Origin of the sequence: Parabacteroides bouchesdurhonensis (genome assembly GCF_900186615.1) — a bacterium.
In the GTDB taxonomy this organism is placed as follows: domain Bacteria; phylum Bacteroidota; class Bacteroidia; order Bacteroidales; family Tannerellaceae; genus Parabacteroides; species Parabacteroides bouchesdurhonensis.
The window spans coordinates 448136-473862 of the sequence record NZ_LT896588.1 but is presented as its reverse complement, the minus strand read 5'-3'; the positions used below and the strand labels follow the sequence as shown (position 1 = coordinate 473862).

The following is a 25727-nucleotide window of genomic DNA, read 5'->3' as shown; positions in this document are numbered from 1 at the left end:
AGCCGTGAACTGTTTGGATCACAAGGGTGATCTATGTGGATCACTCTTGTGATTTATTTAGTTGTTCGGCATGAAAGGAATAAAAGTTGCCGTATTTGATTTAAAAATGATGCGTCTTTTGCAATAATACATAGTCCAGTAATGTCATTGCAGCCATTGATTCTACTATTGGAACTGCACGTGGAAGTACGCACGGATCATGACGCCCGCGGGCTTTTAATATCGTGTCTTCGCATTCCTTTGTTACGGTTTCCTGCTCCATTAATATGGTTGCCACAGATTTGAATGCAACACGGAAGTAAATATCCTGTCCGTTTGAAATGCCTCCTTGTATACCTCCCGAATGGTTTGTCCGGGTGTTGATGTGGCCGTTATCATTATAGAAGCGGTCGTTTCGCTCGGAACCTCTATAAAAAGCGGCTTCGAATCCATCGCCATACTCAAAGCCTTTTACGGCGTTAATAGTGAGCATTGCATGTCCCAAAGCTGCATGCAGTTTTCCAAAAACAGGTTCTCCAAGTCCTACCGGTACACCTTTTGCTACGCAGGTGATAACTCCGCCGATTGTGTCGCCTTTTGATTTCACTTCTGCGATAAGCGTTTCCATTTCTGCAGCCTTGTCCGGATCGGGACAACGCACGGCACTCTTTTCCGTCAGGCTCAGATCGTATTCCTTATACGTACCTTCCAGTTTAATAGAACCTACCTGCGAAGTGTAAGCTTGTATCTGAATACCGTACTGCCTCAACGCTAGTTTTGCAATCGCTCCGGCAACGCAACGCGCGATGGTTTCACGAGCAGACGAACGTCCTCCTCCACGCGGATCACGGATACCGTATTTGGTTTCGTAGGTGTAATCGGCATGTGACGGGCGATATACGGTCTTCATGTTATCGTAATCGGATGAGTGTTGGTTTTTATTCCAGATGATGAATCCGATTGGAGTTCCTGTTGTTTTTCCTTCATATATCCCGGAAAGGAATTGCACTTCATCGTCTTCTTTGCGTGGGGTTGTTATGCGAGACTGGCCAGGCTTACGCCGATTCAGTTCCTGTTGGATAAATTCGGTATCCAGTTCTATCCCGGCAGGACAGCCATCTATTACACCGCCTATTCCCGGGCCATGCGATTCGCCGAACGACGTTAATCTGTATATATTTCCAAAGGTGTTAAACATAAGCTTTGTGTTGTTATAAAATGAAAATGGTTAACAGCTAATTGTTGGTGTGCCAATTAACTATTAACCATTCTATTATAAACTAATTCTCTAATTATTAGTGGCAACCACCGCAACCGCAACTGTCGTGACCGTGCTCTCCGCAGTCGTCACAGCCACATCCACATCCGTCTGCCGAGGCTGTCATTGCTGCAATTTCTTCCGCAGTCGCTTCGTGTACGTCAATAACTTTTCCGTTGAAATGAAGGGTTTCGCCTGCCAATGGGTGATTAAAGTCCATCACAACGATATCTTCTTTTATTTCCAGTACAGAACCGTTCATGCGGTTACCATTGGAATCCATCATTGGAACGGTATTGCCTTCTTTAATCATCTCGGCGTCGAATTTACCTTCTACCTCAAAGATGTTTTTAGGAAGATCTATTACGTGTTCTTCTACATATTCACCGTATGCATTGGCCGGAGCTATAGAGAAGTTGAAGCTGTCACCTACTTCCAATCCTTTCAAAGCATCTTCGAAAGCGGGGAGCATCATGCCTGTTCCGTAAATAAACTTCAATGGAACTTCAGCTGTAGCTCTTTCCATTAGTTCGCGTTCTTCGCCTTCGCCGACGTTTAAGTCGTAAGTAACTGCAACGAACTTGTTTGCTGTAATTTTCATTTGTAATTGGATTTATAATAAATAAAACGATGACAAATTTACGTATAATTTCCGATTCTGCATCTTAATCTTTGAAAAATAAAGATATGTAATGTTTTAAGGCGAAATATACTTGCTTTTACCGGCCTGAATGAAATATGTGATTATAAATGTCTGCTTATTGTTGTGAGATTGAATATCTTATTTTTTATTGATAGCTTTCTTTAATGCCTCAAGTGCTGAAACCAAGACAAAACGGGGGCAACCGATATTCAGGCGCATGTGTCCTTCTCCGCCCGGGCCGAATATGCTACCGTCGTTTAAAGCTAAACCTGCTTTGTTGGTAAATAAATCGACCAGTTCCTCCTGACTAAGTTTCAAATCTTTGCAATCTAACCACACAAGGAAAGAGGCTTGCGGCATATATACTTTTATTTGAGGCAGGTTGGTTTTGATGAAATCGTCTACAAACCGGACATTTTCCATGATGTACATACGCATTTGTTGTAGCCATTCCGCGCCGTAGGTGTATGCGGCGGTGGTTGCTTCATAGGCGAAGATTGTTCCGTCTCCGAATTCTCCGGCTTCGAGGAAGGAATAAAATACTTTCCGTATATGTTCGTCCGGTACGATGGCGTATGAGGTAACGATACCTGCAATATTAAAGGTTTTGCTGGGAGCCATAAAAGTAATGCTGCATGAAGCGGCAGTGTCGGATACCGAAGCAAATGGATAATGCCGGTATTGGGGATAAGCCATTTCCGCATGGATCTCGTCGGAGATAACAAGAATGTGATGTTTGGCGCATATTTCAGCCAGCTCTATTAACGTCTCTTTTTTCCATACGATACCTCCCGGATTATGAGGATTACACAGGATAAGCAGTTTGCATTTGTTGTCGATGATAGATTCTAAATGTTCAAAATCCATTTCATAGCTGCCATTTGTTAGCTTTAACGGGTTGTAAACTACTTCCCGTTTCATGCTTTCAGGTACAATGCGGAACGGATGATATACCGGAGGTTGTATAATCACTTTATCTCCCGGCTGGGTGAAACATTGCAGGGAGAAAGCTATTCCTTTTACGATTCCCGGAATATAGCTGATCCATTCCTTTTGGATTTTCCAGTTGTATTTATAATGTACCCAGTTGATAATGCTTTCGTAATAAGCATCTGAACCGTATGTGTAACCGAATATTTCGTGCTCGCAACGTTTCTTGATGGCTTCCACAATGAAGTCGGGGGTGCGGAAATCCATATCCGCAACCCATAAAGGTGTTAAATTCTCACTGCCGAAACGCTCTTTTAATTGGTCAAATTTGATACAATTTGTTCCGTGGCGTTCAATGACTTCGTCAAAGTTGTAATGTTTCATTTATCCTTAATTCTGTCTGTTTATTCTGTATCTGTCCGTAAACGGGGCAAAGATACAAATTCTTGATAATGTTTTATCTGCTTAATATTTTTTACACATATTGTATATTCGTGTCTGTCGGATGATGCTTTATTCGCTTGTTCTATGTTGAATTAGTATAAATGGGTATTGATTCATATTAAAATGCAATCGTAATATGTCGTTTTTATTAATAATTGAAAGAAAAAGAAAGAAATTTCTTTTAAATCCTTTGCTTGTTACGATTATTGTTCTACATTTGCAGCGTCTAACGAAATAAAGACATGAAATGATGAACAATGTATTGCATATTATTCTCGTGGTGGTCCTTCTAGTCATTAGTAGGTAAGGAGAAAGGTGTGTAAGATGTTGTGAAGTCGTAAAGATATTCTTAAGCCTTTCTCCTTATAGAGAAGGGCTTTTTTATTTTATGTATAACAGGTTATGGCGGAAATATTCGCCGCATTAAATAGAAAGAAAGATGATGAAGAATCCGTTAAGAAGTTCATATAGCACAGAAGGCCGCAGAATGGCAGGTGCACGTGCTTTGTGGCGTGCCAACGGCATGAAAGAAGAGCAATTCGGTAAGCCGATTATTGCTATTGTCAATTCATTCACTCAGTTTGTTCCCGGGCATGTACATTTGCATGAGATAGGACAGCAGGTAAAAGCGGAGATAGAAAAACTGGGATGTTTTGCAGCCGAATTTAATACGATTGCCATTGATGATGGTATTGCTATGGGGCACGACGGAATGCTCTATTCTCTTCCTTCCCGCGATATTATAGCAGACAGCGTAGAGTATATGGTAAATGCCCATAAGGCAGATGCAATGGTTTGTATCAGCAATTGTGATAAGATTACTCCGGGAATGTTGATGGCTGCCATGCGATTGAATATACCAACCGTATTTGTTTCCGGTGGCCCTATGGAAGCCGGCGAACTGGATGATCGTCATCTGGATTTGATAGATGCTATGATTGAAGCTGCCGACACGTCTGTTAGCGATGAACGTATTGCCCAGGTAGAACGCCATGCTTGCCCTGGCTGCGGATGTTGTTCCGGTATGTTTACCGCAAATTCCATGAACTGTTTGAATGAAGCTATAGGTTTGGCTTTGCCCGGAAACGGAACGATAGTTGCCACTCATAAAAACCGTATACAGTTATTTCGGGATGCGGCTAAACAAATTGTAGAGAATGCTTATAAATATTACCGTGATGGTGATGATTCGATTTTACCTCGTAATATCGCTACCCGGCAGGCATTTTTAAATGCGATGTCTCTGGATATTGCAATGGGTGGATCGACAAATACGGTTCTTCACTTGTTGGCTGTTGCTCAGGAAGCAGGCGCCGATTTCCATATGGATGATATTGATATGTTATCGCGTAAAACACCTTGTTTGTGCAAGGTTGCTCCAAATACCCATAAGTATCATGTGCAGGATGTAAACCGTGCCGGTGGTATTATAGGTATTATGAAAGAGTTAATAAAAGCCGGACTGGCGGACGGAAGTACAAAACGCGTGGACGGACTGACTTTAGCAGAAGCTGTAGACAAATTTGCTGTTACATCCCCTAATGTAACCGAAGAAGCTGTAAAGAAATATAAGAGCGCTCCGGCCCATAAGTTCAGTATTCAGATGGGATCGCAGGAGACATATTATAAAGAATTGGATACGGATCGTGCGGAAGGCTGTATCCGTGATGTGGAACATGCTTATTCCAAAGATGGCGGCTTGGCTGTATTGAGAGGGAATATCGCTATTGATGGTTGCGTTGTAAAGACTGCCGGTGTAGATGAAAGCATCTGGAAATTCTCCGGACCTGCCAAAGTTTTTGATTCGCAGGATGCTGCCTGTGAGGGCATCTTGGGTGGAAAAGTCGTTTCCGGTGATGTCGTAGTTATTGCTTATGAAGGGCCAAAAGGCGGACCGGGTATGCAAGAAATGCTTTATCCTACTTCTTATATTAAAAGTCGTCATTTGGGAAAAGAATGTGCTTTGATTACCGATGGACGTTTTAGTGGCGGTACATCCGGCCTGTCTATTGGACATATATCACCGGAAGCTGCTTCTGGTGGTGCTATTGGTTTGGTTAAAGATGGGGATATTATCGAAATAAATATACCGGATCGTTCTATAAATGTAAAATTAAGCGATGCAGAATTGGCTGAACGCAGGAAAGCGGAAGAAGCTCGTGGAAAGAAAGCGTTTACACCTCCTTTCCGTCAACGTGAAGTTTCAAAAGCATTGAAAGCATATGGCAAGATGGTTGCGTCTGCCGATAAAGGCGGAGTTCGTATAGTAGAAGATTAATAATGTTCCGATATGCCAATGAAAGAATGACTGTTTTATGGTTGGCATGTTGGCAAATTGACACACTAAACACATTGTTTTTATGGAGAAACAAAAGATTACCGGTTCGGAAGCTTTGCTGAAATCGCTGATAGCAGAAGGAGTAGATACAATCTTCGGTTATCCGGGTGGAGCTGTTATTCCTGTGTATGATTGTCTGTATGATTATGAAGATCAGTTAAGACACATATTGGTACGTCATGAGCAAGGGGCAACCCATGCTGCACAAGGATATGCACGAGTCTCCGGAAAAGTAGGCGTAGCATTGGTTACTTCCGGTCCGGGAGCAACGAATACATTGACCGGTATTGCCGATGCAATGATGGACAGTACTCCGTTGGTTGTAATCACAGGGCAAGTGGCTTCTCCTTTGTTGGGAACGGATGCTTTCCAGGAAATAGACGTGATTGGCATTACGCAACCTATTACAAAGTGGGCGTATCAGATACGTAAACCGGAAGATATTGCATGGGCTGTTTCACGTGCTTTTTATATAGCATCGACAGGGCGGCCAGGTCCGGTTGTCCTCGACTTTGCGAAAGATGCGCAAGTCGGATTGGTGGAGTATGCGTATAGAAAAATTGATTTTATACGCAGTTATCAACCGCAACCCGATGTTAAGCCGGAACGTATTAAAGAAGCTGCGGATTTAATAAATGCTGCCGATAAACCGTTTTGCCTGGTTGGGCAAGGTGTTATTTTAGGTGGCGCGGAAAAGGAACTGATGGAATTCTTGCAAAAGAATGATATACCGGCAGGCTCTACAACTTTGGGCTTATCTGCTATGCCCTCCGATTTTCCCTTGAATAAAGGTATGCTGGGCATGCATGGAAATGTAGGGCCGAATCGTAAGACGAATGAATGTGATGTACTGATAGCTATAGGCATGCGCTTTGATGACCGTGTAACGGGCGATTTAAAGACGTATGCAAAGCAGGCTAAAATTATCCATCTGGATATTGATAATTCTGAAATAGGGAAAAACGTTCTGGTTGATGTAAAGGTGCTGGGAGACGCGAAGCAAACAATTCCGTTGATTACCGCTTTATTGAAAGAACGCAAACGTACTGAATGGAATGCCGAGTTCGATCCGGATGAAAAAGAAGAATATGACAAAGTAATCGCTAAAGAACTGCATCCTGAACAAGGTTATCTGAAGATGGGTGAAGTGATACGTAAAGTATCCGAAGCCACAGGCAACGATGCCGTATTGGTTACGGACGTTGGTCAGAACCAGATGATGGGCGTACGTTACTTTAAATATAAGCAAACCCGTAGTGTTGTGACTTCCGGAGGTTTGGGTACAATGGGCTTTGGCCTTCCGGCTGCTATTGGCGCTAAAGTAGGTGCTCCTAACCGTACAGTCTGTTTCTTTACCGGTGATGGAGGCTTGCAGATGACTATTCAGGAATTAGGGACAATTATGCAGGAGAACCTGGATGTAAAGATTATCTTACTGAATAATAACTTCCTTGGAATGGTTCGTCAGTGGCAGGAGTTGTTTTATCATAAGCGTTATTCTTCTACAATTATGGAGAATCCGGATTTCGTAGCTATTGCGAAGGCTTATCATATTGCTTCCCGTGAAGTTCAGAAACGTGAAGAACTGGATGGTGCTATTCGTGAAATGTTGGAACATGATGGTGGCTATCTGTTAGTCGTAGATGTAGAAGAGCAAGGAATGGTTTATCCGATGGTTCCCGCTGGCGCTACAGTAACCAATATTATTATGGGTGATAAGTAAGGAGGGCAAGTTATGACAACAAAGAATTTATATACCGTTATTATCTTTTCAGAGAATATTGTAGGTCTACTGAATCAGATTACAGTTATCTTTACGCGCCGGCAGTTGAATATTGAAACACTTTCGGTTTCTCCTTCCGCAATCAAAGGTATCCATAAGTTTACGATCACTACCTTTGCCGACGAGGATACGATTGATAAGGTTGTAAAGCAGATTGATAAGCGAGTAGACATTCTGAAAGCTTATTATAATACGGATGAAGATCTGGTTTATCAGGAAATAGCTCTTTATAAACTGAGTACCGAACTGTTTATCAAGATGGGGACGGTTGAAGACCTGATCCGCAAGTATAATGCCCGTATCCTGGAAATGAATGAAACGTGTGTAGTATTGGAGAAAAGCGGGCATTACGATGAAACACAAGCTCTTTTCAAAGAGTTGAGTGAGAGTATAGGCGTTCTTCAATTTATCCGTTCAGGGCGTATTGCTATTACTAAAAGTAAGGTGGAACGTCTTAGTGATATGTTGGCGGAGATGGAACGTAAATTACATGACAGGCAACAAGAATAATAAATAGATATGAATAAGATAGGAGAATTTCATTTCGATACCGAATCGTACCAGATGGACTTTCGTGGTCGTGTTACGATTCCGATGATAGGAAACTACCTGATACATGCCGCATCCATACATGCCGCGAATCGGGGATTCGGATATAGTGATATGACCGAAAAGCATACAGCGTGGGTTTTATCCCGTTTGGCCATCGAGATAATGGATTATCCTAAGAGTTCAGAGTCTATAACTGTCTATACATGGGTAGACGAAGTAGGACGTCTTTTTACCAGCCGCTGCTTTGAGTTGGCAAATGGAGAAGGAAAGACTTTCGGGTTTGCCCGTTCTATATGGGCTGCTATCGATATGGAGACGAGGCGTCCTACATTATTGGATGTGGAAGGGTTGAGTTCCTATATATCAGACCGCCCCTGTCCGATAGAAAAGCCCGGCAAGATTGTTCCCGTCGAAGCGAAAACGGAAGGTGTTCCTTATAAGGTAAAATATAGCGATTTAGATATAAACGGACATCTGAATAGCATCAAATACATGGAACATCTGCTGGATTTATTCGATATAGGGATGTTTCGTGAGAAGGAGATAAGCCGTTTTGAAATAGCTTATCAGGCAGAAGGCAAATACGGCATGATGCTTGGACTGCATTTGGCGGAAGCAGCTCCCGGAAAGTACGACATGGCTATTTGCCATGAAGAGAAAGCCATCTGCCGTGCGGCGGTTACATGGAAATAGCACGTTATAACGAGAATTTATAGTAGAACAAATTATTTATATATACATTTTAATAGTAATAAGAAAATGGCAGTAATGAATTTTGGCGGTGTAGACGAGAACGTAGTTACCCGCGAAGAGTTTCCGTTGGAAAAGGCAAGAGAGGTGTTGAAAGATGAAGTTATCGCAGTTATCGGCTACGGCGTTCAAGGACCGGGGCAGAGTTTGAACCTGCGTGACAACGGATTCAATGTCATCGTTGGACAACGTAAAGGAGGTAAAACATGGGATAAGGCAGTAGCAGACGGTTGGGTACCCGGCGAAACTTTATTTGATATTGAAGAAGCCTGCGAAAGAGGTACAATTATCCAGTATTTGCTTTCGGATGCGGCACAGATTGAAGTATGGCCTCGTATTAAGAAATACCTGACTCCGGGTAAGGCCCTGTATTTCTCTCATGGTTTCGGTATTACATACAAAGAACGTACAAATATCATTCCTCCTGCGGATATAGATGTTATCCTGGTTGCACCGAAAGGCTCGGGTACTTCTTTGCGCCGTATGTTCCTGCAGGGACGCGGGTTGAATTCCAGCTATGCAATCTTTCAGGATGCTACAGGCAAGGCTTGGGATCGTGTAATCGCATTAGGTATTGGCGTTGGTTCAGGCTATTTGTTTGAAACCACCTTTAAAAAGGAAGTATATTCTGACTTAACAGGCGAACGCGGTACTTTGATGGGTGCTATTCAAGGCTTGCTGCTGGCACAGTATGAAACATTGCGCGAGCATGGACACGAACCATCGGAAGCATTCAACGAAACCGTTGAAGAGCTGACTCAGTCTTTGATGCCATTGTTTGCAGAAAACGGCATGGACTGGATGTATGCAAACTGTTCTACCACTGCTCAACGTGGTGCTTTGGATTGGATGGGCCCGTTCCATGATGCAACAAAGCCGGTATTTGAGAAACTGTACAGCGAAGTGGCTTGCGGCAACGAAGCTCAGCGTTCTATTGATACAAACAGCAAACCTAACTATCGTGAAGGCCTTGAAAAGGAACTGAAAGCCTTGCGCGAAAGCGAAATGTGGCGTGCAGGTGCTGTTGTTCGCAAATTGCGTCCGGAGAACAATTAATATTTTCAATATAGATATTGAAAGGCGAGGTGTATTCCTCGCCTTTTTTGTTAATGTCCAAAGCGAAGACCCTTTAATTCATAGGTAAGTATATTAGTAAATATGGGTTTTACTTTAAATATTTTTGTTATTATTGCAGTATAATTATAAGAGAAGTGCCATTAATGGAACTTTTAATAAGAAGATTTTTACTATTATGATTCATTGGATACCCACAGTTCTGTCTTATAAGCTTTGTTGTGTAAATATATTTAAAGGATATCATGGGCGACAGTACATTAATAGATGATATCGCTTTCTTAAACCAGTTACGGGTAGGGAATAAAGAGGCTTTTAAACTTATCTTTGATAAGTATTATGTGCCGTTGTGCCGTTTTGTTAATATAAGCTTGAATGATACATTTGCTTCAGAAGAGATTGTTCAAGACTTATTTGTTTATTTATGGGATAAGCGTGAACAACTGAATATACAACTAACCTTAAAATCTTATTTATTTCAAGCAGTAAAGAATAGAACATTAAATTATTATAGGGATAATCGGCGTATTGTATTCTGTGATGAAATACCTTATGATATATCATGTGAAAATGAAGATATTGAATTACATGAACTACAAAATCTAATACAAGAAGCAATATTATCTTTACCTGAAAAATGTAGTGAAATTTTTCGTATGAGTCGTGAACAGAACCTTACAAATGCAGAAATTGCAGATCTCAAAAATTTGTCTTTGCGAACAGTAGAAACCCATATATCCAATGCTTTATCACGTATTCGTCAATATCTGGGAAATAACTATACCTATCTTTGGTGATTGTTAGTTATTGTTAAATACACAAATAGGATTACGTGTTCTGTTTTCATTGGGTGACTTTTATATAAAGAGCCTATTATGATGAAACACGATTTTTGGATATATATAGTAAATAAGTTAAAGAGAGGAGAATCTTTGGATTCCTCTAAACTTTCAACGGATGAGAAAGATATTTCTTCATCGGATTTACAAAGTGATGTAGAGAAAATATGGAATACGATTCAATATCAAGCTTCATTTTTTAATCCTGATAAAGCTAGGGCCTGGAAACTAATAAATAGTCGTATCTCGAAAAGCGTTAAAACTGTAACTATCCCATTTAAATTGATTTATAGATCAGTGGCGGTTATTATCCTATTAATTGCCATTTCGTCATTATATATAATAAAACATTCGGGCAGAGAACTTCCTGTTACATTTCAATATGCAACGTTAAATGGCAAAAGTAAAATAGATCTTCCTGATGGAACTCAGGTTTGGTTAGCTCCTAATTCTGAGATTATATATGCTAGTAACTTTTCTCCGGAGAATCGTAAAATACAGATAAAAGGTAAAGCTTATCTTGAGGTTAAGAAGGATTCTATACATCCGTTCTTTGTCAATATTGATCAATCATTGGTAAAAGTATATGGTACCTCATTTAGTATAAACTCGACGAAGGAAAAATTGATGGTTAGTCTTTTATCTGGTAAAATATCATTTCAGAAAACATCAGTAGATAGTCCGTTATGGATAAAACCTGGTGAAGCAGCAGTTCTAAATAAAAATACGGGTGATACTTTTATAGAAAATGTAGATGCATATTTTAATGCTTTATGGGCGCATGAAAAGCTTAAGATAGAAGAAAAAAATTTGGGTGAAGTTGTAAAGTATTTAAGTCAATGGTATGATGTGAATATTACACTAGACGGGAATTTAAAAAATAAGTATAAGTATACGTTTACTATTACAACAGAGCAACTAGATGAAGTATTGAGAATGATGTCACGTATAAATCCAATGGAAATAACGTATGACAAAAAGAACGTGAATATTAAATAGATAAAAATGTTAGCCTATGAAATAATATAGAAATGATTAATTAAAAAAGGGTCGCATAACAACGACCCTTCCTTGAGAAGTTAACGCATAATACAGGATTTGCAGTTGTGTATTATGCAAGTTTCCTCTTTGATTTTTGCAAAGTTATGAATAAACGAACGAATTATTATTTTAAAAAGTGTTTTTTCAAAATCATTTTGTTGTTTTTTAGTTTAATTTTGATTAAACCGGTGTCTTATGCAAATGAAAATAGTTTCTTAAGACAAGACATTACCTTAAATCTGAGTCGTGTAACCTTAAAGGAGGCATTTCGTATTATAGAAAAAGAATCTGGTCTTACTTTTATGTATGATGCCGCTTCTCTGAATTTAAATAGAATTGTTTCTATTAAAGTGACAAATCAAACAGTAGAAAATGTTTTAAAACAATTGTTTGAAGGTACAGGAATCGGTTTTGAAATCAGTGGAAATCAGATTATCGTTGCTCAGAAAAAGGCATTAATTGAAAATCAAGTTAATATTTCTACTAAGTCCCGAAAAATAGTGGGTATTGTGAAAGATCAGCATGAAGAACCTATTATTGGAGCAAATGTTGTGATAAAAGGGACAAATAAAGGAGTAATTACAGATATTGATGGACGTTTTGAATTAGACGTATCAGAAGGCGATATTCTTCGTATTACTTATATCGGTTTTGTCGATCAAGAAATATCGGTAGGTAATAAAAATAGATTGGAAATCAAATTAAAAGAAGATACGCAAAATTTAGATGAAGTAGTCGTTGTTGGTTATGGTACACAGAAAAAAAAGAATTTGACTAGTGCTATAGTACATATTGATTCTAAAGAATTGGAGACAACGACAAGTACTAATTTATCTTCAACTTTGGCCGGACGTTTACCTGGTTTAACTGTCAAGCAGCAGAGTGGTGCTCCGGGAAATGACGGTGCTGCAATTATTGTCCGAGGATATGCTTCTTTAAATGACAATAACCCTTTAATTGTTGTAGATGGTGTTGTTCGTGATTACTTTCCGAATATTAGTAGCGATGATATAGAAGATATTACAGTATTGAAAGATGCAACAGCTTCAGCTGTTTATGGTGTACGTGGAGCTGCCGGTGTTATTTTGATAACAACAAAAAGGGGGAGTATGCAGAAACCTACTGTTACATTAAATTCTTCTGTATCATTAAGTCAGAATGCGGAATTTCCTAAATTTCTAGATGGGCCAGAATATGTTTATTGGTTTAATAAAGCAGAAGAAATGGATGGGATACCATTAGATAAACGTACATTTTCACAAGATGTGATTAATCGTGTAACAAATGGAGATCCACAAGGAATTTATGGAAATACAGATTGGTTTGATTTGCTCTTTGAAAACGTTGCTCCTACTTATTCAAATAATTTATCGGTGAATGGCGGTAATGAACGTATTCGTTATTATGCGTCGTTGGGAACGTATAATCAACGAGGTATCATAAAATCGACCACATTTGACCGTTATACTTTCAGAATGAATATGGATGCAAAAATTACAGAAAATTTTTATGTGGAGATGAATGCTTATGGAAATGAAAGCAGAACAAAATCTCCGGCATTAGATGCTGGTCAAGGGCGCGTGAACGAGTCGAGTTCCTTATTTAGTCAAGCACTATTGTCTTATCCATTTCTTCCGGAGATGTATGATGGATTGCCAACCGCTACTTTTTTGAATGCTAAAAATCAATGCCCGATTGTCAGTCGAGATCAGTCTGGCCGCCAGAAAGTAAATAGTACTGTGTTTCAAGGAAATCTTGTATTACGTTATAAATTGCCATTTATAAAGGGATTGGAAGCGAAGTTGAATATGGCCTATGACAGAACCTTTACACTAAAAAAATCTTCATTATTATCTGCCTATGTTAATGAATTTGATTTACAGTCTGGTACTTATTCAAAGAAGGCTGCCGGATATGCAAGTGAAGGAGTTGCTTCTTTGAATGAATGGTATGCAGATACAGAACGACAAACAGTACAAACTTCATTAGACTATAACAATACGTTTGGAAAGCATACAATCGGAGCGTTATTTTTATATGAATATGTGAGAGATAAGGGAAATGGAATGTCTGCTGGTGCAAAAGATTTTCCCATCCGGGATATTATGGATTTGAATTATGGAGAAACTGTATTGGATGATATGGTGAAGGGGAGTCATTCCTTTTTCCACCGTGCCGGATACGTGATGCGTTTAAATTATAATTATGATAATAAATATCTGTTGGAAGTGACGGGACGTTTAGATGGTACTCCTAATTTTGCCCCGGGTAGAAGATGGGGTATATTTCCCGGCGTTTCTGCTGGCTGGCGTATTTCTGAAGAAGAGTTTTTGAAAGGTAAAGCAGATTTTCTGAATGATTTGAAGATACGTGGTTCGGTTGGGCAATTAGGAAATGATAATATTGGAGCTTATCCTTATTTGAAAACGGCTCAGTTATCTGTTAATCCTTCTGCTTTTATTGGAAATGAATTAGTAAGGAAGTTGACAATGTCGGGTATTCCCAGCGATATAACTTGGGAAAAATCAACTTCTTATAATGTTGGGCTTGATGCTTCTCTCTTTAATTATCAATTAGGGGTTGAAATTGATGTGTTTTATATGTTGACAAAAGATATTCTTCAATCGCAAAGTGCTGTCTTTCCTCCTTCAATTGGTGGATATTATCCATCGGCAATTAATTATGGGGTTGTTAAAAACAGAGGTGTTGAGGTAACATTGACTCATCGGAATACAGTGGGGAATGTTTCTTATGGAATTCGTGGGAATATGTCGTTTGCAAGAAATAAAGTAATAAAGACATCAGAGGACCCGAATGTTCCTGAACAGTTAAGAAAAACCGGACATTCAACAGGTTTAAAATATGGCTTTATTTGTGATGGATTATTCCAAAGTCAAGAAGAAATTGATGCTAGTGCCATTTATGAAGGAGGTTCACGTGAGGAAACTTTAGTTGGAGATGCAAAAATGAGAGACCTGAATGGGGATGGACGTATTACAATGGACCAGGATTGGACTATTATAGGACGAAGCAATGTACCGGAATTAACTTTTGGATTAAATTTGAATGCTGCTTATAAAGGATTTGACGTAAATGTCTTTTTTCAAGGAGCAGCCCTTTGTGATGTTGCTCTTTGTGGATATTATTCCGATAGAGGTTTCCCTGCCCATACTTTCTATACACGTCCGTTTTTTGCAGGAGGAAATGCTCCTCGTTATTTATTGGAAGGAGCTTGGACTCCCGACAATACAGATGCAAAATATGAGCGGTTAAGCACGAAAAGTCGAGAAAGTGGTTCTTGGATGTCTTCTCTTTTTATTCGAAATGGGGCCTATCTGCGCTTGAAGAATATGCAAATAGGTTATTCCTTACCTCGAAAAGTTGTAAATAATTTGGGGCTTGAAAAGATTCGTTTCTATGTTGCAGGTAGTAACTTGTTTACATTAGATCATTTGGAAGGGCTTGATCCTGAAATGCCAGATGTAAATCAGGGGTATTATCCTCAGCAGCGTATTTATGAGTTTGGGCTGAATATTATATTTTAAATTTGAAGGATTATGAAAAATTGTAAGTATATATTTGTGGTGCTATCGCTATTTTGTTTTATGGCTTGTAATGTTGATCCTGTATTGGTAGATCGGTATTCAGAAGAGATCGTTTATGAGAATGAAGAGAATTTCGATATGCGTATTTATACTTTCTATGAAATATTGAATGGGTATGGTTCTGGGTTAGCAACAGATGTGCTATCAGATCTGGTTAAGATTAATCAACGATACAACGATTATAACTATCTGGCTTTAGGTCTGACGCGTATAACTAGTAGTGCTAATTTATTGAATATTTGGGATAATAGATATAACCATATTCGTTTTTGCAATGAATTTTTACGTGATACGGAAAAATATGGGGATAAACTACCTGATGAGATACGAAAAAGAGGAGAAGCAGAAGTCCGTTTCTTTCGTGCAATGATGTATTTTGATTTGGCAAGAAATCATCAAGGTAGTGTAGTTTTAATAAAAGAAATCACATCGGAAAGTCTACCGATTTGCGAACCTCAGGAATGCTGGGATTTTATCGCAGAAGATCTTGATTTTGCCGGAGAAAATTTGCCGGAGAAATGGATCGATTCAAAACGTGGCCGTATAACTAAAGGTGGAGCCTATGGCTTAAAGGCAAAAGCGATGTTATATGCTCAGCGATGGAAAGAGGCTTCGGATGCTGCTGCAAAAGTTATTGCTTTGGCAGATAAAGGTATTTATCGTTTGTTACCCAATTATGAAGATGTTTTTAAAGAAAAGAGAAATGACGAAGCGATTATAGAATATGCCTATCATGCGCCGGAGTTGACGCATAGTTTTGATAAAGTTTACGCTCCTCCTAGTGATCCTGATAATAGTCGGGGAGAAGCTAATCCTACAGAAGAATGTGTTTCTGAATTTCAAATGGCTGATGGGCGGGATTTTGATTGGAATGATCCGGAAATGGCTGCTGCTCCATATGAGAACCGCGAACCTCGCTTTTATGCTTCGATATTGTACAATGGTGCAACGTGGAAAGCTTCGCAAAAGCCGAATAATCCGACTATAGAAACGTTTGTAGGGGGGAAAGATGGATTTACCGCCAGTGGAAATTTGGGTACGGTTACAGGTTATTATATCAGAAAACTATTGGATGAGAGCCTGACGGGATATGCAAATACCGGTGAGCAAACATATTATTACATGCGTTATGCTGAAGTTCTGTTAATTCATGCGGAAGCATTGGCAAGGCAGGGAGATATACAAGGTGCATTGTTTTCATTAAATAAAGTGCGTGAAAGAGCTAAAATGAAGAATGTAACTGCTACTAATTTGAATGAATTTATGAAATTGCTACGCCATGAAAGGGTTGTAGAATTGGCATTTGAAGGACATAGATACTGGGATTTGCGTCGTTGGGATTTAGCTAAAAGTGTGTTGAACGGGGTGAACTTTCATGGATGCAGAATCGTGAAGACTGAAAATGGTGATTTTATTTATGAGTTGGTCGATTGTGATGAAGGTGCTAAGCGATATTATGATCCTAAGTATAATCGTTTTCCGATTCCTAAATTAGAATTGGATAGGAATTTGAAATGTGAACAATTTGATGAATGGAAGTAAAACATTTAGAGTTATGAGAAAAATACATATTTATCCATTAATATTCTGCCTGTTGTGCATCAGCTGCATGGAACCGGAAATTGATAAATCTTTATTGCGGATAGAGGGCTTAAATGGTTTGTATATAACGGTTCCTGGTTTTGCGACGGAATATGGTATTTCAAATCAAGGACCATATGAAGATGGAGATACTTTATTAATTAAAGTTCCTTCTTCTGAAGAAGCCCCGGTTGATATTTCAGCTTTATTTGCCCGTGCAAGTCTTGGACATAATGCTGTACTTACACCGGCTCTGGCGGGGATGATGGATTTTTCTGAGCCGGTAGATATTTATGTAACAGATGGAGCGAATGTCTCTACTCACTACGTTATTAAAGTCGTTCCCATACCACCTAAAATGGTATTGAAAAAGTTGTGGTATAAGAATTTATTGGATATGGGGTTTGTTAATTTTGATAATGTGAATTCCATTGCGGTTTCTAGAGATGAATTAGTTGTTTGTGCGTATAATCCGACCATACTGAAAGTCTTGGATAAGGCAACTGGTGATTTTATTAAAGATATTCCTTTAAGTCATCCTTGGATTTCTCAAATTAATACAGATGATACAGGAAATGTTTTAGCTACTAGTTGGCGTATTTACGGATCTTATTTCGAGTGCAAAAAAATTGATATTGATGCGGGTTCTGAAACGTTGTTGGGGTATTATACTTCTGATGAAGTTCCTGATTTTGTCGGAGATCGTGTGACTTTAACTGGAAATATAGACAAAGGAACTGCATTTATTTATGCTACCGGTCGTGGGGATAATGGATACTATATGTTAGAATTGAAAGATGGACAAAAAGTATCAGGGAGTGCTATAAAATATTCTACTCCAATTAGTGAGAACTGGGAACGGGCTACTGTAAAACGAAAGACGACAGATGACGAATCGGAGTTATTGATTAGTACTTTGCACACTCTTGACGGAGAGCATTCTCGTTTTGTCGTTATTAAGAATCAGTTTGAGTTTAAAGAGATGGATCCTCTAAACTTTCCATCTTCCATTCTCGATTATGATTATTTTAAAATGGGAGAGGAGGAGTTTGTTGCTATGGCTGTTCAGAGTGGAAATGGAACTCCTGTGGAAATGCGAGTTTATAATATTACTAAAGATGAATATATGGAGTTAGTCCCAGGTGACTCCGAATATAGTAATTTAATGTGTTTCACTTCAGAACAAATTCTCTCCGGGGGATATACCCGTAATGCTGATGTTGCTGTACAGGTTGATGGAAATTTGGCCTATTTGTATTTATTTACAACGGCAGCAAATGGCACATCTGGCGGCGGTGTTTTGGCTTATCAGTTGAAATACACAGCACAATAAATTCTTTGTGTTTATATTTGAGTATAATTTATTATTTCATGATATGATCGGATAAAGAATCAGTAAAACAACTTTTATTGTAGAATAAAAAATAGATGAGGTTACAACCAATTTGGGTTTATCTTTTATCGGGAATAATCAGTGAATTTCGCAGAGAAGATATTCGGAGTATTGGTAAAAAATGGCGTATTTAGCTCATTCTATTTTAAATCAATATAATTATGAAGACACAATTGCTTACTGTTGCCGGATGCCTGGCGCTCACACTGCTTGGATGCGGGGACGCGGAGAAACAAACGGAGTTGAACTTGACCCTTTCCAAAGAACAATTGCTGGACAAGGTGAAGGGAAGCTGGGCCGGGAAGACGATTGGTTGCACGTATGGCGGCCCTACCGAGTTCCGTTATGTGGGAACTATTATCCAGGATTATATTCCTATCCCATGGAGTAAGGGCGAGGTGAAAAAGTGGTACGATACCGCTCCCGGCCTTTATGACGATGTTTATGTAGACCTTACGTTTGTAGATGTGATTGATAAATACGGCTCGGACGCTCCGGCCGACTCGTTTGCCATGGCCTTTCTTCGTGCCGGCTACCCACTGGATCATGCTAATCAAATCGCAAGGTATAACTTATTGAACGGACTGATGCCTCCGGCCTGTGGATATTGGAAGAATAATCCACATGCCGACTGTATAGACTTCCAGATTGAAGCGGACTTTGCCGGCGTAATGACGCCCGGTATGCCAAATACCGCATCCGACATTTGCGACCGTGCCGGACATATCATGTCATACGGCAATGGCTGGTATGGCGGTGTTTACGTGGCTGCCATGTATTCGTTGGCCTACGTGAGTAACGATGTTAACTATATTGTGAGCGAAGCCTTGAAGACGATTCCTGCCGAAAGCGACTTCTATAAATGCGTGAGTGATGTCATTAATTGGCACAAGCAATATCCGGATGACTGGAAGCAAACCTGGTTTGAGATAGAGAAGAAGTGGAGCGAAGAGATCTCCTGCCCGGACGGCATTCAAGTTCCTTTTGATATAGAGGCAAAAATGAACTCGGCCTATGTTGCATTAGGTTTATTGTATGGCGAAGGCGACTTCTTTAAGACGATGGATATATCAACTCGTGCCGGTCAGGATTCGGACTGCAACCCTTCTACGGCAGCCGGTATCTTGGGGACAATGTTGGGCTACAGTAATATTCCGGCCTGCTGGACAGAGGCATTAGACCCTGTTGCCGATACGCCTTTCTCGCATACCACAATTTCATTGAACAAAGCTTATGAACTGAGCATGAAGCATGCCCTTGCCGAGATAGAGAAGAACGGCGGTAAAGTAGATGGCGAAACGGTAACCATTGCTTACCAGAAACCGGAACCGGTTCGGCTGGAAGTTAGCTTTGAAGGCCTGCATTTATTGAGTAAGGAAACCTTGAATAAGTCAATTACCGCGTTCGATTCACTGCATTACAATGGTACGGCCCTGGTTCTGAAAGGATGGTTGCAAGGTACAGCTCCCGAAGATTATGTGGCGGAAGTGGAAATCTACCTCAATGATAAATTGGTTGATACAAGCAAGATGCCCAAGTTCTTCGACCATAGGAAGCGTGAGATATACTTCAATTACGACCTCCCCAAAGGAGACTATACCGTAAAGTGTAAGTGGCTCAACCCGGTGAAAGGCGCTGATATATGGATGACGGATGTTATCCTTTATACCGATAGCGAAGTAATATCTAAGCAACCGTGTCAGTAGGAAACAGGTACTATCGTTGATGATTTTATTATTACAACCGGCTTTATCTTACATTTTATAAGTAATATTGATTAAAAAATATCGGATTATATTTGGAGGTTTAGAAAAAGACTGTATCTTTGCAGCGTTATAAACAAACAGACAATGGAACGGAACATACAAAATAGCCTCATTATTTCTCTATCTATTATTCTACTCTGGGAACGGGATGGGAAGTGAGACTGTATGCTTTTCGGGCATGATAAATAATTAAAAGAGCCTTTCTCACTTCCTTGTGAGAAAGGCTTTTTTAATGCTTGGGAGTGATAGCAGGATATTAATACATTAAACAATAAGAATATGTCAGACAGATTATTCATTTTCGACACAACATTACGAGATGGGGAGCAAGTTCCCGGTTGCCAGTTAAACACAGTGGAAAAGATACAGGTTGCAAAGGCTCTCGAGATGTTGGGCGTTGATGTTATTGAAGCCGGCTTCCCGGTTTCCAGTCCGGGTGATTTCAAGAGTGTGGTTGAAATCTCAAAGGCGGTTACATGGCCTACTATTTGCGCCCTGACCCGTGCCGTAGAGAAAGATATAGATGCTGCCGCCGAAGCTTTGAAGTTTGCCAAGCGCGGACGTATCCACACCGGTATCGGTACATCCGAATACCATATCAAGTATAAGTTCAACTCCAACCAGGATGAGATACTGCAACGTGCTATCGCTGCTACCAAGTACGCGAAGAAATACGTGCAAGATCTGGAGTTCTATTGTGAAGACGCAGGCCGTACGGACAATGAATATCTGGCGCGTGTAGTGGAGGCCGTTATCAAGGCAGGCGCTACAGTCGTTAACATCCCGGACACTACCGGCTACTGCATGCCAGACGAATACGGTGCGAAGATCAAGTACCTGATGGAGCATGTAGACGGAATCCACAACGCTATCATCTCTACCCATTGCCACAACGACTTGGGAATGGCTACCGCCAATACCGTACAGGGCGTATTGAACGGCGCTCGCCAGGTGGAAGTTACCATCAACGGCATTGGCGAACGCGCCGGCAACACCTCGCTGGAAGAGATCGCCATGGTGTTTAAAAGCCACAAGGAACGCGAGATCGTTACCAATATCAACACCACCAAGATATACGGAACTAGCCGTATGGTGTCGAGCCTGATGAACATGCCGGTTCAGCCCAACAAAGCCATCGTAGGCCGCAATGCCTTTGCGCACTCTTCGGGAATCCACCAGGATGGTGTGTTGAAGAATGTGCAGACCTACGAAATCATCGACCCGAAAGACGTGGGCATCGACGACAATGCCATTGTACTGACCGCCCGCAGCGGACGCGCCGCCCTGAAGAACCGCCTGCACGTACTGGGCGTAGAGCTGGAGCAGGAAAAGCTGGATAATGTATATGAAGAGTTCCTCAAGCTGGCCGACCGCAAGAAGGATATCAACGACGACGACGTATTGATGCTTGTAGGCAAAGACCGTACCGCCACGCACCGTATTAAGTTGGAATACCTGCAAGTTACCAGTGGCATAGGCGTACAGTCGGTAGCCAGCGTATGCCTGAGCCTCTCCGGCGTGAAACGCTATGAAGCGGCTGCCGGCAACGGGCCTGTGGATGCGGGTATCAAAGCCGTCAAGAAAGCCATCAGCAATAACGACATGACCATCCAGGAGTTCCTTATCCAAGCCATTAACAAAGGCAGTGATGATACCGGAAAGGTGCACATGCAGGTTGAGTATGACGGCTCTACGTATTACGGCTTCTCGGCGAATACCGACATTATCGCCGCTTCCGTAGAAGCCTTTGTAGATGCTATTAACAAGTTTATTGTTGGCTGAATAATAAAAATAAAGACTATGGGCAAGACATTATTTGAAAAGATTTGGGAGAAACACGTAGTAGATACACTTCCCGACGGAACTATACAGCTATACATCGACCGGCTGTATTGCCATGAAGTAACCAGTCCGCAAGCCTTTGCGGGACTCCGTTCACGCGGATTGAAACCTTTCCGCCCTGCACAGATCACCTGTATGCCGGACCACAATATACCGACGCTTCACCAGGAGAGGCCTATTGAAGACCCCGTATCGAAGAACCAGGTGGATACGCTGGAAAAGAACGCGAAAGACTTCGGTCTCACCTATTACGGCCTACAGCATCCCAAGAATGGTATTATCCATGTGGTAGGCCCTGAGAACGGACTTACGCAACCGGGCATGACCATCGTTTGCGGCGACTCACACACCTCCACCCACGGCGCGATGGGAGCGATTGCTTTCGGTATCGGCACCAGCGAGGTGGAAATGACGCTGGCTACCCAATGCATCATGCAACGCAAGCCGAAGACCATGCGTATTACCATCGACGGAAAGCGTAAACCGGGCGTAACGGCCAAAGACTTCGCGCTATACATTATAAGTAAGATGACCACCGGCGGCGCTACCGGCTACTTCGTTGAATATGCCGGCGAAGCTATCCGCAACACTACGATGGAAGAACGCCTTACGATCTGCAACCTCTCCATCGAAATGGGTGCGCGCGGAGGCATGATTGCCCCGGACGACGTAACGTTTGCCTACCTGAAAGACCGCGAGTTCGCCCCCCGTGCCGGACAATGGGAAACATCCCTTGCCGGATGGCGCAAGCTCTACAGCGACCCCGATGCCGTGTTCGACAAAGAAATACTGTTTCATGCCGAAGACATCGAACCGATGGTTACCTACGGCACAAACCCGGGCATGGGCATGGGCATCCGCGAGAACATCCCCGCGATGGAAAGCGTAGACCCGGCCAGCCGCATCTCCTATAAGAAATCGCTGGACTACATGGGCTTCACCGCCGGTCAGCCCGTACTGGGCAAGAAGATAGACTACGTCTTTCTGGGCAGTTGCACCAACGGCCGTATAGAAGACTTCCGCGCCTTCGCCTCCCTGGTGAAAGGCAAGAAGAAAGCCGCCCATGTAACCGCATGGCTCGTACCCGGAAGCTGGCTGGTTGAAAAGCAGATACGTGCCGAAGGACTGGACAAGGTACTGGAAGAAGCAGGCTTTGAGCTGCGCCAGCCCGGATGCTCGGCCTGCCTGGCTATGAACGATGATAAAGTACCGGCCGGCAAGTACGCCGTATCTACCAGCAACCGTAACTTTGAAGGCCGGCAAGGACCGGGCGCACGCACCATCCTGGCAGGTCCGTTGGTGGCTGCCGCAGCGGCTGTGACGGGTTGCATCACCGATCCGCGCGAGCTGTAAAAGCTCCACTCCTGGGTATGGAACTCCTCCACACCGGGCTATGGGGTTTCTCCACACCGGGCTATGGGGCTTCTCCACACCGGAGAACGAGGCTTCTCCACACCGGAGAGAAAAAGGACGATAGCCCTACACATACAAAAGATGAAATTATAACCAGTTAAAACGAACATAAAATGAAAGAGAAGATAACTAGCATAACCTCTACCTGCGTCCCCCTGCCATTGGAGAATGTGGACACAGACCAGATCATCCCCGCCCGTTTCCTGAAAGCCACCACACGCGAGGGCTTTGGCGATAACCTGTTTCGCGACTGGCGCTACGACAAGGACGGAACCCCGAACCCCCACTTCGTGCTGAACCAGGACACCTATAAAGGGCAGATACTGGTGGCTGGCAAGAACTTCGGGAGCGGCTCCAGCCGCGAACATGCCGCGTGGGCAGTGGCTGGATACGGCTTCCGCGTAGTGGTAAGCAGCTTCTTTGCCGACATCTTCAAGAACAACTCCATGAACAACGGACTTTTGCCCGTTGTTGTATCACCGGAGTTCCTTGCCGAAGTCTTTGCCACCATAGAAGCCGACCCGAAAGCAACACTGACGGTAGATTTGCCTCAGCAAACCATCACCAACAATGCCACCGGCCGCAGCGAACACTTCGACATCAACGCTTACAAGAAAGACTGTCTGGTGAACGGCCTCGACGATATCGACTACCTCCTTGCCAACCAGTCCAAAATCGAAGCCTACGAAGCTGCCCGGTCGTAAAACCAACATGAAGGGAATGGGGATGTGTCATAGTGTCTGTCATGGCGGGCTCGATCCGCCACCTCATCCTGATAATAGGGCTTTCTGTTTAGTATGAGGTTGCGGGTCAAGCCCGCAATGACACGCTAGGGCTGGAGCTAAGGCGGTTGGTGTACCTCCTTTAGTCCGCGTTCCCTCATAATACCAAGTAAAAGATAACAACGAAGGAGAAATGAGAATATGGTAGAGATAATGGATACAACCCTCCGGGACGGGGAACAAACCTCGGGAGTTTCTTTCTCGGCACGCGAGAAGCTGAGTATTGCGAAGATGCTGCTCTGCGAGTTGGGCGTGAACCGGGTAGAGATTGCCTCGGCACGCGTGTCGGACGGAGAGTTTGAGGCCGTAAAAGAGATTGCCGGATGGGCAAAGCGTACCGGAAACCTGGACCGTCTGGAAGTTTTGGGCTTTATAGACGGGTGCGTGTCGCTGAATTGGATCGAGTCTGCCGGTTGCCGTGTAGTGAACCTCTTGTGTAAAGGTTCTTACAGGCATGTAACCGAACAGCTTCGCAAGACCCCCGAACAGCATATCGAAGACATTCGTTTTGTTGTATCGAACGCTGCCAAGAGGAACATAGATGTAAACATATACCTGGAAGACTGGTCGAACGGCATCAAGAACTCCCCCGAGTATGTATTCCAGCTGGTAGACTCATTGAAAGACCTGCCTGTCCGCCGCTTCATGCTACCGGACACGTTGGGCATTCTGAATCCCGGCAATACCTACGAGTATTGTAAGATGATGGTAGACCGTTATCCGGCGTTGGACTTCGACTTCCATGCTCATAACGATTACGACCTGGCTGTAGCCAACGTATATTCCGCTATCCGGGTAGGTATAAAAGGCATCCATACCACCATAAACGGTCTGGGCGAACGGGCTGGAAACGCGCCGCTTAGCAGCGTGGTAGCTGTGCTTAAAGACCAGTTGGGTGAAGAAACCAGTGTCCGCGAAGAGCGCATCAACCATGTAAGCCGTTTGGTGGAAACCTACTCGGGCGTACATATCCCGCTCAACAAGCCGATCATTGGCGAGAACGTCTTCACGCAGTGTGCCGGTGTGCATGCCGATGGCGACAGCAAGAACAACCTGTATTGCAATGACCTGCTTCCCGAGCGCTTCGGACGTGTCCGCGAGTATGCCTTGGGCAAAACTTCCGGCAAAGCGAACATCCGCAAGAACCTGGAAACCCTGGGTATCGATATGGATGAAGAATCCATGCGCAAGATAACCGAACGGATCATCGAACTGGGTGATAAGAAAGAGGCGGTAACTCCCGAGGACTTGCCGTATATCATCAGCGACGTGTTGCACCATGATGCTATCGCCGACCAGAGGGTCAGGATATTGAATTATTCTCTATCTTTGACTCAGGGATTAAAGCCGGTTGCCACGCTCAAGATCGAGATAGACGGCGAAGCTTACGAGGAGTCGGCTTCCGGCGACGGGCAGTATGATGCTTTCGTTCGTGCTCTCCGCCGTATCTATTCGGACTTGGGACGTCCGTTCCCGATGCTGACGAATTATTCCGTAACAATCCCGCCCGGCGGACGTACGGATGCTTTTGTGCAGACCGTCATCAGCTGGAACTTTGCCGGAGTAGATTTCAAGACGCGCGGATTGGATGCCGACCAGACGGAGGCAGCCATTAAGGCGACAATAAAGATGTTGAATAAGATAGAATAATGTGCCAATATGGTAATGTGGCGCTTCGCTAAATGTGCCAATTAAAGAATTGAATAATTGGTAT

The 25727-nt window shown here is 42.5% G+C and carries 18 protein-coding genes; 15 read left to right on the top strand and 3 right to left on the bottom strand.

Annotation, left to right across the window (positions count from 1 at the left end; all coding sequences use genetic code 11):
• Nucleotides 1–100 precede the first annotated feature (100 nt).
• The 3 genes from aroC to C1721_RS02065 form a co-directional block, all read right to left on the bottom strand.
• A complete protein-coding gene (gene aroC / locus C1721_RS02075) occupies nt 101–1177 on the bottom strand; it encodes a chorismate synthase (protein ID WP_102406725.1) in 1077 nt (358 codons plus the stop codon).
• Between the two features lie 97 nt (nt 1178–1274).
• Entirely contained in the window at nt 1275–1838 is a 564-nt protein-coding gene (locus tag C1721_RS02070; protein ID WP_102406722.1) for an FKBP-type peptidyl-prolyl cis-trans isomerase, read from the bottom strand.
• 180 nt (nt 1839–2018) lie between these two features.
• Nucleotides 2019–3194: a MalY/PatB family protein gene (locus C1721_RS02065; RefSeq protein ID WP_102406720.1), complete on the bottom strand. Its 1176-nt coding sequence runs from the start codon at nt 3192–3194 to the stop codon at nt 2019–2021.
• A gap of 502 nt (nt 3195–3696) precedes the next feature.
• Here C1721_RS02065 and ilvD point away from each other — a divergent pair.
• From ilvD to C1721_RS01990, 15 genes are all read left to right on the top strand, one after another.
• On the top strand, nt 3697–5532 hold the full coding sequence (gene ilvD / locus C1721_RS02060; RefSeq protein ID WP_102409195.1) for a dihydroxy-acid dehydratase: 1836 nt from the start codon (nt 3697–3699) through the stop codon (nt 5530–5532).
• An 82-nt stretch (nt 5533–5614) separates the two neighbouring features.
• A complete protein-coding gene (gene ilvB, locus C1721_RS02055) occupies nt 5615–7315 on the top strand; it encodes a biosynthetic-type acetolactate synthase large subunit (RefSeq protein ID WP_102406718.1) in 1701 nt (566 codons plus the stop codon).
• 12 nt (nt 7316–7327) lie between these two features.
• Nucleotides 7328–7885, top strand: coding sequence for an acetolactate synthase small subunit (gene ilvN, locus C1721_RS02050; protein WP_102406716.1), 558 nt, complete (start codon nt 7328–7330; stop codon nt 7883–7885).
• A gap of 9 nt (nt 7886–7894) precedes the next feature.
• Nucleotides 7895–8620, top strand: coding sequence for an acyl-[acyl-carrier-protein] thioesterase (locus C1721_RS02045; RefSeq protein WP_102406714.1), 726 nt, complete (start codon nt 7895–7897; stop codon nt 8618–8620).
• Nucleotides 8621–8686: 66 nt separating this feature from the next.
• Nucleotides 8687–9733, top strand: coding sequence for a ketol-acid reductoisomerase (gene ilvC, locus C1721_RS02040; protein WP_102406712.1), 1047 nt, complete (start codon nt 8687–8689; stop codon nt 9731–9733).
• 263 nt (nt 9734–9996) lie between these two features.
• Nucleotides 9997–10548: an RNA polymerase sigma-70 factor gene (locus tag C1721_RS02035; RefSeq protein ID WP_102406709.1), complete on the top strand. Its 552-nt coding sequence runs from the start codon at nt 9997–9999 to the stop codon at nt 10546–10548.
• A gap of 78 nt (nt 10549–10626) precedes the next feature.
• Nucleotides 10627–11589, top strand: a complete 963-nt coding sequence (locus C1721_RS02030; RefSeq protein WP_102406706.1) for a FecR family protein — start codon at nt 10627–10629, stop codon at nt 11587–11589.
• A gap of 146 nt (nt 11590–11735) precedes the next feature.
• On the top strand, nt 11736–15176 hold the full coding sequence (locus C1721_RS02025; RefSeq protein ID WP_102406704.1) for a TonB-dependent receptor: 3441 nt from the start codon (nt 11736–11738) through the stop codon (nt 15174–15176).
• 12 nt (nt 15177–15188) lie between these two features.
• A complete protein-coding gene (locus tag C1721_RS02020; RefSeq protein WP_102406702.1) occupies nt 15189–16778 on the top strand; it encodes a RagB/SusD family nutrient uptake outer membrane protein in 1590 nt (529 codons plus the stop codon).
• Between the two features lie 13 nt (nt 16779–16791).
• On the top strand, nt 16792–18150 hold the full coding sequence (locus C1721_RS02015; RefSeq protein WP_159063522.1) for a DUF5018 domain-containing protein: 1359 nt from the start codon (nt 16792–16794) through the stop codon (nt 18148–18150).
• Between the two features lie 221 nt (nt 18151–18371).
• A complete protein-coding gene (locus C1721_RS02010) occupies nt 18372–19916 on the top strand; it encodes an ADP-ribosylglycohydrolase family protein (protein ID WP_102406697.1) in 1545 nt (514 codons plus the stop codon).
• Between the two features lie 339 nt (nt 19917–20255).
• Nucleotides 20256–21758, top strand: a complete 1503-nt coding sequence (locus tag C1721_RS02005; RefSeq protein WP_102406695.1) for a 2-isopropylmalate synthase — start codon at nt 20256–20258, stop codon at nt 21756–21758.
• An 18-nt stretch (nt 21759–21776) separates the two neighbouring features.
• Nucleotides 21777–23171: a 3-isopropylmalate dehydratase large subunit gene (gene leuC / locus C1721_RS02000; protein ID WP_102406693.1), complete on the top strand. Its 1395-nt coding sequence runs from the start codon at nt 21777–21779 to the stop codon at nt 23169–23171.
• Nucleotides 23172–23344: 173 nt separating this feature from the next.
• Entirely contained in the window at nt 23345–23935 is a 591-nt protein-coding gene (gene leuD / locus C1721_RS01995; protein WP_102406691.1) for a 3-isopropylmalate dehydratase small subunit, read from the top strand.
• Between the two features lie 219 nt (nt 23936–24154).
• Nucleotides 24155–25663: an alpha-isopropylmalate synthase regulatory domain-containing protein gene (locus tag C1721_RS01990; protein WP_199830391.1), complete on the top strand. Its 1509-nt coding sequence runs from the start codon at nt 24155–24157 to the stop codon at nt 25661–25663.
• The last annotated feature ends 64 nt before the right edge of the window (nt 25664–25727 follow it).

What these genes read in the sequence shown, in the direction of transcription:
- aroC (WP_102406725.1), bottom strand. Translation starts at nt 1,177, where the DNA reads ATGTTTAACACCTTTGGAAATATATACAGATTAACGTCGTTCGGCGAA.
- C1721_RS02070 (WP_102406722.1), bottom strand. Translation starts at nt 1,838, where the DNA reads ATGAAAATTACAGCAAACAAGTTCGTTGCAGTTACTTACGACTTAAAC.
- C1721_RS02065 (WP_102406720.1), bottom strand. Translation starts at nt 3,194, where the DNA reads ATGAAACATTACAACTTTGACGAAGTCATTGAACGCCACGGAACAAAT.
- ilvD (WP_102409195.1), top strand. Translation starts at nt 3,697, where the DNA reads ATGAAGAATCCGTTAAGAAGTTCATATAGCACAGAAGGCCGCAGAATG.
- ilvB (WP_102406718.1), top strand. Translation starts at nt 5,615, where the DNA reads ATGGAGAAACAAAAGATTACCGGTTCGGAAGCTTTGCTGAAATCGCTG.
- ilvN (WP_102406716.1), top strand. Translation starts at nt 7,328, where the DNA reads ATGACAACAAAGAATTTATATACCGTTATTATCTTTTCAGAGAATATT.
- C1721_RS02045 (WP_102406714.1), top strand. Translation starts at nt 7,895, where the DNA reads ATGAATAAGATAGGAGAATTTCATTTCGATACCGAATCGTACCAGATG.
- ilvC (WP_102406712.1), top strand. Translation starts at nt 8,687, where the DNA reads ATGGCAGTAATGAATTTTGGCGGTGTAGACGAGAACGTAGTTACCCGC.
- C1721_RS02035 (WP_102406709.1), top strand. Translation starts at nt 9,997, where the DNA reads ATGGGCGACAGTACATTAATAGATGATATCGCTTTCTTAAACCAGTTA.
- C1721_RS02030 (WP_102406706.1), top strand. Translation starts at nt 10,627, where the DNA reads ATGATGAAACACGATTTTTGGATATATATAGTAAATAAGTTAAAGAGA.
- C1721_RS02025 (WP_102406704.1), top strand. Translation starts at nt 11,736, where the DNA reads ATGAATAAACGAACGAATTATTATTTTAAAAAGTGTTTTTTCAAAATC.
- C1721_RS02020 (WP_102406702.1), top strand. Translation starts at nt 15,189, where the DNA reads ATGAAAAATTGTAAGTATATATTTGTGGTGCTATCGCTATTTTGTTTT.
- C1721_RS02015 (WP_159063522.1), top strand. Translation starts at nt 16,792, where the DNA reads ATGAGAAAAATACATATTTATCCATTAATATTCTGCCTGTTGTGCATC.
- C1721_RS02010 (WP_102406697.1), top strand. Translation starts at nt 18,372, where the DNA reads ATGAAGACACAATTGCTTACTGTTGCCGGATGCCTGGCGCTCACACTG.
- C1721_RS02005 (WP_102406695.1), top strand. Translation starts at nt 20,256, where the DNA reads ATGTCAGACAGATTATTCATTTTCGACACAACATTACGAGATGGGGAG.
- leuC (WP_102406693.1), top strand. Translation starts at nt 21,777, where the DNA reads ATGGGCAAGACATTATTTGAAAAGATTTGGGAGAAACACGTAGTAGAT.
- leuD (WP_102406691.1), top strand. Translation starts at nt 23,345, where the DNA reads ATGAAAGAGAAGATAACTAGCATAACCTCTACCTGCGTCCCCCTGCCA.
- C1721_RS01990 (WP_199830391.1), top strand. Translation starts at nt 24,155, where the DNA reads ATGGTAGAGATAATGGATACAACCCTCCGGGACGGGGAACAAACCTCG.